This window comes from Scopulibacillus cellulosilyticus (assembly GCF_042665295.1).
In the GTDB taxonomy this organism is placed as follows: Bacteria; Bacillota; Bacilli; order Bacillales; family Sporolactobacillaceae; genus Scopulibacillus_A; species Scopulibacillus_A cellulosilyticus.
In genome coordinates, this window is the sequence record NZ_JBHTCO010000039.1 from 48,704 (window position 1) to 57,276 (window position 8,573).

Genomic DNA, 8,573 nt, shown 5'->3' on the forward strand with positions numbered 1-8,573 from the left:
ACAACAGAGAGGTTTTTCATTTCTATTACGCGGGTTTCTTCAGAAATAGAAAAGTTAAAAGGCTTCAAATTTTCCTGTAACAGTGTCAAAAATCCATTTATAACCATCTTTAGCTTTTAGAATAAGATTATTCCCTTGTTGATCAAGTACCTTGACTGCGCCATGTTTGCCCGGTGTTTTAATTACCTTTTCATTCATAAGTATACGTTTATCGTTTAATTGATGAACAACTATAACTCCCTGTTTTGGGTCATTTTTAAGTGCACCTGCTTCAACGGTCGAGTACTTCCCTTTACTTTGACCATTTTGGCCGGTCCCTCTCCAGCCATTAGTAAAGTTAATCTGATGGTAATTAAGCGGATCATCAATATGTGAAAGAATTTTCGTCGTCCATTTTTTGTCGTGCTGGATGATATCCGGAATCGATTTAACAAGGCTTTTCAGTCTATGATTATTGATTGCTTGTTGCATGTCTTTTAGATGTCTGTTAACAATAGCTTGCTTTACCGGCGGCAAAGGAATGTCACTGCTTTGTTCAGAATAAGAAGGTTCCCCGGCAGAAGCTGATTTTACAGCTGTGTCTTGACTTTGCGCAGATGGTTCATCATTCCTCCAAGTGATATCTGTAGAATATGGAAGTTCAGACTGTTGGGTATCCGGATCTTTATTAAGCTGATCATATAATTGCTGCCAACCTTGATCAGGCTTATTATCCGTCCCGGCTATACAGCTATTGCCAGATTGGGTACATGCGCCGTCCTGGGTAAGAGCTCCCTTCAATTGCATACCTTTATAATGTTTGGCTGCATACTTACTGATGTTCTGCCATTGTCTTGCCGTTGTTCCGGATTCGTTATAGATTTCAGGTATGGCTAACGTTGGTGCCGCACCCCACGAGATTTGATAAATATCATCTTGTGTCCAATCATTGCTGCACGTTCCATTACCCGACCCTGTTGGATTTTCTTCAGCCGGACAACCATCGGCACTGCCATAATTATATAAAAAGTAACGGTATGCCGAAGCATAGCCATCCACCCAATCTTTCGTAGCACTCACGCTGTTAAAATTTGGTTCCATATCATTTCCGCCGTCTAAAATGACCTGGTCAGAGTAAGAATGGTCGGTATTATAGCTTGCAATATCGTTAACCATCTCCGCCCAAGCCTTTCCATTCGAATAAGTCTCTTGACTGGAATTATTTGTCCCTACAACTAAATGAATCGTTGATTTGTTATCAGAGCCTGTCCCTTTCCAATATCCCTTTGAGTATGCCTCAACCGCATTCTCTACTTCTTTTATAGAGGCATCCGGTCCTCCAAACAATGAAGGTCCGCTGTCCGAGCTTTTTGTTTGACTCCCGAAATCAAGGATGATAATGCTGTTCTGTGTACCTGGTGTCTGATTATCTTCCTGCCCTTTTTGATATCCCATGTTATAAAGCGTATCAGTATCAACAGTATTCATATAGTAGCTTTTACTTGAAGGAGGCGGTGACATGGCATATGTCGGTTTAGACACAAAAATAATCAAAGCAAACAAAGCTATGATTATCCCATAATAAACAAAACTATTTTTTTTAAAACAAAAAAAGATATTCCTATTAATCACATAATTCCCCTCTCTTTATACCTATATATCTTTATACTAATAATGTTATAGTTTTTTAAATGTCTTCACTTCACCCTTTTTTCCTAAATTTAGACGTAATTTGACATTCTTCCTCCAAAAGGAACAAACCTAAAGCACTATCCGGTTGTATATCTTACAATGGCAGAGTTATTGAAAATGCTGAGAACGTTAATTTGAGGAGGGTATAAAATAATGTAGAAAAAAGTATTGATTTGAAGATGAACATTGATTATAATTTTACCAATATAAAGATAATATTCAAAATTTTCTTTATATCAATCAAAACTGTTACGAAATGAAAAAGGGGGGTCATAATGAGCACACAAACTGAACCAAAAACTCTTAAGAAGAAAAAATTTAAAATCGGTATGCCGGATGCGTATGTTTTGCTATTTATGGTTGCTTTAGTTTGCGCCATTGCAACGTATTTTGTTCCGGCAGGAGAATTTAAGCGGGTTGTAAAAGGATCTATTACTACAGCTGTTCCGGGCAGCTATCACTCTGTTGCTCACTCACCAGTCGGCTTTATAGAATTTTTCACATCTATTGAAGCCGGTATGATTGATGCGGCGTCAATCATTTTTTTAATATTATTTACCGGCGGAACCATAGCCATTCTTGAAAAAACAGGGTCTATTAACGGATTAATTCATAATGTCATAAGTAAATTTCGCACGCGGCAATTATTGTTTATTTGCGTCGTAGGTGCATTATTTTCAATTCTTGGAACAACTGGCATTGTTGTTAACTCTGTTATTGGGTTTATCCCTATAGGGATTATCGTTGCCCGATCTCTTAAATGGGACGCAATTGTAGGAGCCGCCGTCGTATATCTTGGTGCTTATGCCGGGTTTAACGCTACAATTCTATCACCTACTCCTTTAGGTATTTCTCAAAAAATAGCTCAGCTTCCGCTTTTCTCTGGAATAGGTCTGCGTCTGGCTATTTATATCTGCTTTCTTTTGGCAACTATTTTCTATATTTACAGGTACGTTCGCAAGTTAAAAAAGTCCGATGATGCCAGTATTCTTGGTCAGGACTGGTTTCCAAGCAAGGCCTTACTTAGTGAAGAGGAAAATGATCAGGGATCTGTTGCCTTTACTATTCGGCACAAACTTATCCTGTCGTTAACAGGACTTTCACTTGTCGGCTTTCTCGCAGGTGCTTTATGGTTAAAGTGGAGCGATCCCCAAATGGCAGGCACATTTATTTTTATAGCTATTGCAGCTGGCCTTATTGGCGGTTTAAAATCTAATGATATCGCCAGGACTTTTTTATCAGGCTGTCAGCGTCTGGTCTATGGGGCGCTAATCGTTGGTATGGCACGGTGTATTTCTATCATTCTCCAGAATGGGAAACTGCTCGATACAATTGTCAATGCACTTGCTAATCTGCTTCACGGTCACAGTGCTCTATTCGGTGCTGTCGGAATGTACATTTCCAGCGCGCTGCTGCACTTCCTTATTTCTTCAGGATCCGGTGAATCGGTAGTCTTTATCCCTATACTGGCACCGCTTTCCGATCTTATGCATATTACCAGACAAGTAGCGGTAGAAGCCGTCATGCTCGGAGAAGGCGTTGTGAATTGTATCAACCCAACATCCGGTGTTTTGATGGGGGTTCTTGCAGCTAGCGGCATTCCATATGTAAAATGGGTACGGTTTATGGCACCTCTTGCTTTAATCTGGTTTGTCATCGGATTGGTATTTATCTGTATAGGTGTCATGATTCATTGGGGACCGTATTGATATTTTTCTACCCATTATTAAAAATATTTTATAAGTAAAAAATCGAAAAGTCTCTTCCTCTTACTTAATATCTTTAACTGAAATTTAAAAAAGCTGTGAACCACTAACAGGCGTTCACAGCCTATTTTAATTATTTTTCCGATACAACTGTAAATCTTTTATTCAAATGCTCGGGTTTTTCAATTTCATCCACAACAGCGATAGCGTAATCTTCCATACTGACATAGCTTTCACCTATTGAGTTAACTAGTAAATGATCTTTGCCTGTTTTATATGATCCAGTTCTTTTTCCCGGCATAAAAATGGCTGAAGGACTTATAAATGTCCAACTAATAGAATTAGATTGTTGTAAGTCTTCTAAGTTCTTTCCCTGGTTTTGCGCAGTTTGAAGAAATTCTTTAGGAAATTCAGGCGTTTCCATTACTCGTGTTGTTTTTTCTTCGTCTACGAAAAGGCTGCCGGCACCTCCTACAACGATTAATCTTGTGTTAGGAGCTTCCTTCAATGCTTGAATGAGTACTCTGCCAGCATCAACATGCAAATGTTCCTGGCCAGCCGGAGCGCCAAATGCATTAACAATGACATCAAATGACTTTAAGTCTTCTGAAGTTAGGTTAAATACGTCTTTTTCCAGCACCTCTGTATTCTTATCAGTTATTTTTGATGCATGTCTTACGATTGCTGTCACGTCATGTCCCCTATTTACAGCTTCTTTTAAAATACGGCTGCCCGCCTTACCAGTTGCTCCGATAACTCCTATTTTCATTAATTCTTGCCTCCTGTTTTTAATTGTAACAATCTCAGTTACATGTTAGGGGTGAAAAAAGACCTCTCTTCTATATAAAGAGATGATCTAATATGTCTTTTATCGATTTGCCCGCCAATTCATTTTCCATTGCCTTTTGGACATCATGAAACGTTTCGTTAAGTGTTGATTGAATATTTTTGCCAACAGGACAATTCGGGTTGGGCTGCTCATGAATCGCAAATAATTCATCTTTCGTTTGAACAGCACGATAAACGTCCAGTAAAGAAATATCTGATGGATCTTTAGCCAAAAACGTCCCTGCAGCCCCGGGATGAGTTTTTAATAATCCGGCTTTTTTTAACATGCCAATAATACGGCGGATAACTACCGGATTTGTATTAACGCTTGCCGCAATATAATCCGAAGTCATTTGTTCATGAGGGTTCTGAGCAATTAAAGAAAGGATATGAATGGCAACAGCAAGACGACTATTTACCACTTCTCTCACCACCTGTAACTATCTTAATTACAACTTATCATTTTGTCAATACTCATGGTTTAAATGCTCTATTCCATTATTTTTTTTATTGATAAAAAGGACTTAGCACCTGTTTTCGTGAATATTAAATATCATGCGAATAAACGAACAATCACTGAATATCATTAACGATTGAACTTTATTTGTAAAAACTTTTAAAAGAAGGAAAGGTGTTGCATTCTAGATATGAGTTTAGAGAAACAAGGCAGTTTTAAAAGAAAATTAAATGTTGTGGATTTAACGCTTCTTGGTTTGGGATCTATCATTGGTTCCGCATGGTTATTTTCCTCACAAATTGCGGCTACTTATGCCGGACCGGCGGCGTCGATCTCATGGATTCTTGGCGCCATTGCCATAGGACTTCTAGCATTAGTATGTGCGGAACTTGGAGGAGCGTTGCCGCATACAGGAGGACTTGTCCGCTATCCAAATTATTCTCACGGTCCTATTCTTGGATACCTCTCAAGTTTTATGTTCTTTATTGCTACCTCTGTTGTACCGGGACTTGAAGTCGAAGGCATGCGCACTTATGCCAGTCAATGGTTCCCTTCGTTAGGTGCAACAAATCCGACTCTCCTTGGTTGGTTTGTTCAATTCGCTATTTTAGTTATATTTTTTCTTTTAAACTATTGGAGTGTTAATATTTTTGGCAAGGTTAATTCAATCATTACTTTTTTGAAGTTCGTTATTCCGATTATGACAGTTGTTGTTTTACTCACCCATCTTCGTCCCGAAAACTTCCATGCCCATGGCTTTGCACCATTTGGTTTCAGCGGCATTGAATCTGCTGTTTCTACAGCCGGTATTGCTTTTGCTTTTATGGGCTTTCAGCAGCCGATTATTTTTGGTTCAGAAGCAAAAAATCCGGGCCGGACGATACCTTTAGCTGTCTTATTGTCACTTGGGTTAGCAACTATATTATACCTTTTTCTGCAATTTGCATTTGTCGGGGCACTGCCGGGCCATATTGTAAACAACGGATGGAGCAAATTATCATTCAGTTCACCGTTTGCGGATCTGGCTGTTTTACTCGGATTAGCATGGCTTGCCAACACAATGTTAGCCGACGCAATCCTTTCTACCGGGGGCACTGCTAATATTTATATGGGCGCAACGGCCAGAGGGGTCTTTGCCTGGGCTAAAAATGGGACGTTCTTTAAAATATTTACGAAAGTAGATCCGAAGACCGGTGTCCCGCGTCCTTCACTCTGGTTTACCTTTATTTTATCCGTCTTTTGGACAGCACCTTTCCCATCTTGGGATAAACTGATTAATGTCGCCTCATCGGCTGCAGTCCTTTCATATATTTTAATCCCGATTTCGGCGGTCGCGTTAAGGCGAACTGCAATGGATCTGCATCGTCCGTTTAAGTTAAAAGGTATAGCTATTATTGGTCCGCTTTCATTTGTCATCGCATCTTTTATCGTTTATTGGACAGGATGGAAAACCATTTCTTGGCTGATTGGTCTTGAAATCGTTATGTTTATCGGCTATCTCTTTTCTAAAAATATTGTTCAAAAATCTCATATTACCTTCAGTCAACAAATTAAAGCGAGTTGGTGGTTGATTTTTTACTGTATTGCTATGATTGTTATCAGTTACCTTGGAACATTTGGCGGAAAGGGCATTTTGCCTGCACCATGGGATCAGCTCGTTATTGTTGTATTATCTTTAGTTTCATTTTACTGGGGTGTCGCCAGTGCCCTTCCGAATCCTGCGTTTGAAAGTGATGAGGATGAAGGTAATAATGATAAAAATTATTCTGAAAAGCTAACCAACTAAAGAAAACTTGCCGATTGGCAAGCCTGAAAGGCGTAGACAGAGGCTTACATGCACTTATACTTGGAACTTAAAATTGGCACCTACGTCGAATTGGCTACATTGCTGCCAATTTATACTTTCCTAACGTATAAAGTAAAAGCACCTGCCGGACGGCAGGTGCTTTTACATGATTAAATTCCGCGTCATCCCTCTGAAACCTTTAAGGAATGACGTCATGTTACTCTAATTCTATACCTTTTGATTCTTTCCATAAGAAGGCTAAAATGATTGCTAAAATAGATGCAATGGCTACTGCATAAGTCATTGCGTGTGCCAAGCCGCCGACAAATGGTGCAACAGAAGAAACAATCAACGGCACAACTGCACCGCCTATTGCTGCACCAAAATGGTATGTGGTACCTTGCCCAGTCGAACGGACCCCCGTATCGAAGTGTTCTGCGATATAAGTTGGAATCGCTGCCCAAACACCGCCGATGGAGAAAAGCCCAATCAGGAACGTGAATACGTCACGCAAAAGATCGTTTGAAATAGTTTGAAACATAAATGAACATAATAATGTTCCAATAGCTGACAGAACAATCGTCCATCTGCGTCCAATAATATCCGATAGCCATCCGCCGATCAGATTACCGATAATGCCGGCGACATTAAGTAAGATAATTGTATTTGCCACCACAGCTGCACTGAAATGGCCATCCTGCTTTAACAAAGTCGCGTAAAACACATTGATAGGATAAGTCACCGCGAACGCAATCAGAGAGATAAGAGCCGCATGAATCGTATTCCATGTTCGCCCTTTAGTAAAGAGCCGTGATAAGGGGACGCCTTTAGTCTTCTGCTGTTGACGATTTACTTTCCAGTCCCTGGATTCCGGCAACTTCCACCAGGCATATAAAGCAACCAGGACGGCAGGTATACAAGCAATAAAAAACAAATTGTGCCAGCCAAGTGCTGAATACCAAAAATGATAAATAAGAGCAGCAAATATGTAACCAAATGAAAAACCTGACTGCATAATTCCAGAAGCAATCCCGCGCCACTTAGTCGGCACGATCTCCATCAACATCGGGGTTCCGCTGGCATACATCGATCCCATGCCTAATCCATAGAGTACACGAACGACATAAAGCAGTGTAAGGCCGAGGGAAAATCCAGTTAAGAACTCGAACACCGAAAACCAAAAGATAGAAACAATAAAGCTCATCTTCCGGCCCCAAAAATCGCCTAAAAGCCCGCCGAAGAAGCCGCCGCCAAGCCGGGCAAAGGTTGTCGCTGAAGCTACACCGGCAGCTGCTGTTAACGGCACATGGTAATCACTGACGATATCAATAAGAACAAACGTCAGAATGGAAAAGTCCATGGCGTCAAACGCCCAGGCCAGTCCAACAGTAATCAGTGCGTTGATTGCCGTTTTTTTGTTTGTTGGTACAGTTTCTGCTGTTGACAACGTTTTCATCTCCTTTTAAAAAAATAGTGGGTTTGTTTGTTGTTATTTCTGAAAAGTCCGCCTAATAATTATAATCTTCATCTAAAATTTTGTAAAATCTCTCAAACTTAAATACCCCCACCTTAAGCTTCAGGGTGAGGGACGTTCAAATAGTTTTAGTTACTCTTCAGCTGAATTAGAGGAGCCGAAATAAAGATGGTAATGCCTGCTGCATCCCGGGTTGAAATTGGCATGACACTTTGGACAGCTTGAATTACATTCTAAATATTCTTTAATCGTCAATTCATGCCCGCATGACCCGCATAAAACAGCCTTCGTACCATGTTCTGAGCTTTCCCAAGTTTCTGCCGGATGATCTGCCAATTCCTGATGGCATTCATAACAAGGATAGTATGTTTGGCAACATTTGAATTTAATCGCAATGATGTCCCGCACCGTATGATAATGCTTGCACCGTGTTTCCTTATCAACATTAACACCCGAAACCGTTTGTCCCTTAATCTTCATAAAACCTCCTGCATTTCTGAAAAATTTTATCTTCCTCTATTGTACTAAGAACAAAATCGCTAGCGCGACTTAATTACTTCCCAAGTGTAGCCTTATCACTTGGGATTCTTTTTTGCTCGTCGCATAGTACCTTCACAAAAAGGACAGACTACCTCTACTTCTTCATGTTTT

At 40.2% G+C, this 8,573-nt stretch carries 8 protein-coding genes; 3 read left to right on the forward strand and 5 right to left on the reverse strand.

The window, feature by feature from the left end; all coding sequences use genetic code 11:
* Positions 1 to 54 precede the first annotated feature (54 nt).
* A complete protein-coding gene (locus tag ACFQRG_RS17935; protein ID WP_380968657.1) occupies positions 55 to 1,542 on the reverse strand; it encodes a hypothetical protein in 1,488 nt (495 codons plus the stop codon).
* A 404-nt stretch (positions 1,543 to 1,946) separates the two neighbouring features.
* Between ACFQRG_RS17935 and ACFQRG_RS17940 the strand changes: the two genes are divergently transcribed.
* The gene (locus tag ACFQRG_RS17940; RefSeq protein ID WP_380968660.1) at positions 1,947 to 3,380 is read left to right on the forward strand and encodes a YfcC family protein; all 1,434 of its coding nucleotides are present in this window, start codon (positions 1,947 to 1,949) and stop codon (positions 3,378 to 3,380) included.
* A 130-nt stretch (positions 3,381 to 3,510) separates the two neighbouring features.
* Here ACFQRG_RS17940 and ACFQRG_RS17945 read toward each other — a convergent pair whose 3' ends face one another.
* Positions 3,511 to 4,146 carry an NAD(P)-dependent oxidoreductase gene (locus ACFQRG_RS17945; protein ID WP_380968662.1) on the reverse strand — a complete coding sequence of 212 codons (636 nt, stop codon included), beginning with the start codon at positions 4,144 to 4,146 and terminating at the stop codon, positions 3,511 to 3,513.
* 70 nt (positions 4,147 to 4,216) lie between these two features.
* Positions 4,217 to 4,627, reverse strand: a complete 411-nt coding sequence (locus ACFQRG_RS17950; RefSeq protein ID WP_380968664.1) for an Rrf2 family transcriptional regulator — start codon at positions 4,625 to 4,627, stop codon at positions 4,217 to 4,219.
* A 225-nt stretch (positions 4,628 to 4,852) separates the two neighbouring features.
* Between ACFQRG_RS17950 and ACFQRG_RS17955 the strand changes: the two genes are divergently transcribed.
* Both ACFQRG_RS17955 and ACFQRG_RS17960 read left to right on the forward strand, forming a co-directional pair.
* Positions 4,853 to 6,448: an APC family permease gene (locus tag ACFQRG_RS17955; protein ID WP_380968666.1), complete on the forward strand. Its 1,596-nt coding sequence runs from the start codon at positions 4,853 to 4,855 to the stop codon at positions 6,446 to 6,448.
* Between the two features lie 48 nt (positions 6,449 to 6,496).
* On the forward strand, positions 6,497 to 6,622 hold the full coding sequence (locus tag ACFQRG_RS17960) for a hypothetical protein (protein WP_380968668.1): 126 nt from the start codon (positions 6,497 to 6,499) through the stop codon (positions 6,620 to 6,622).
* 43 nt (positions 6,623 to 6,665) lie between these two features.
* Here the strand turns inward: ACFQRG_RS17960 and ACFQRG_RS17965 are convergent, their stop codons facing one another.
* Positions 6,666 to 7,904: an MFS transporter gene (locus ACFQRG_RS17965; protein WP_380968670.1), complete on the reverse strand. Its 1,239-nt coding sequence runs from the start codon at positions 7,902 to 7,904 to the stop codon at positions 6,666 to 6,668.
* Between the two features lie 150 nt (positions 7,905 to 8,054).
* A complete protein-coding gene (locus ACFQRG_RS17970; RefSeq protein ID WP_380968672.1) occupies positions 8,055 to 8,402 on the reverse strand; it encodes a CHY zinc finger protein in 348 nt (115 codons plus the stop codon).
* Positions 8,403 to 8,573 lie beyond the last annotated feature (171 nt).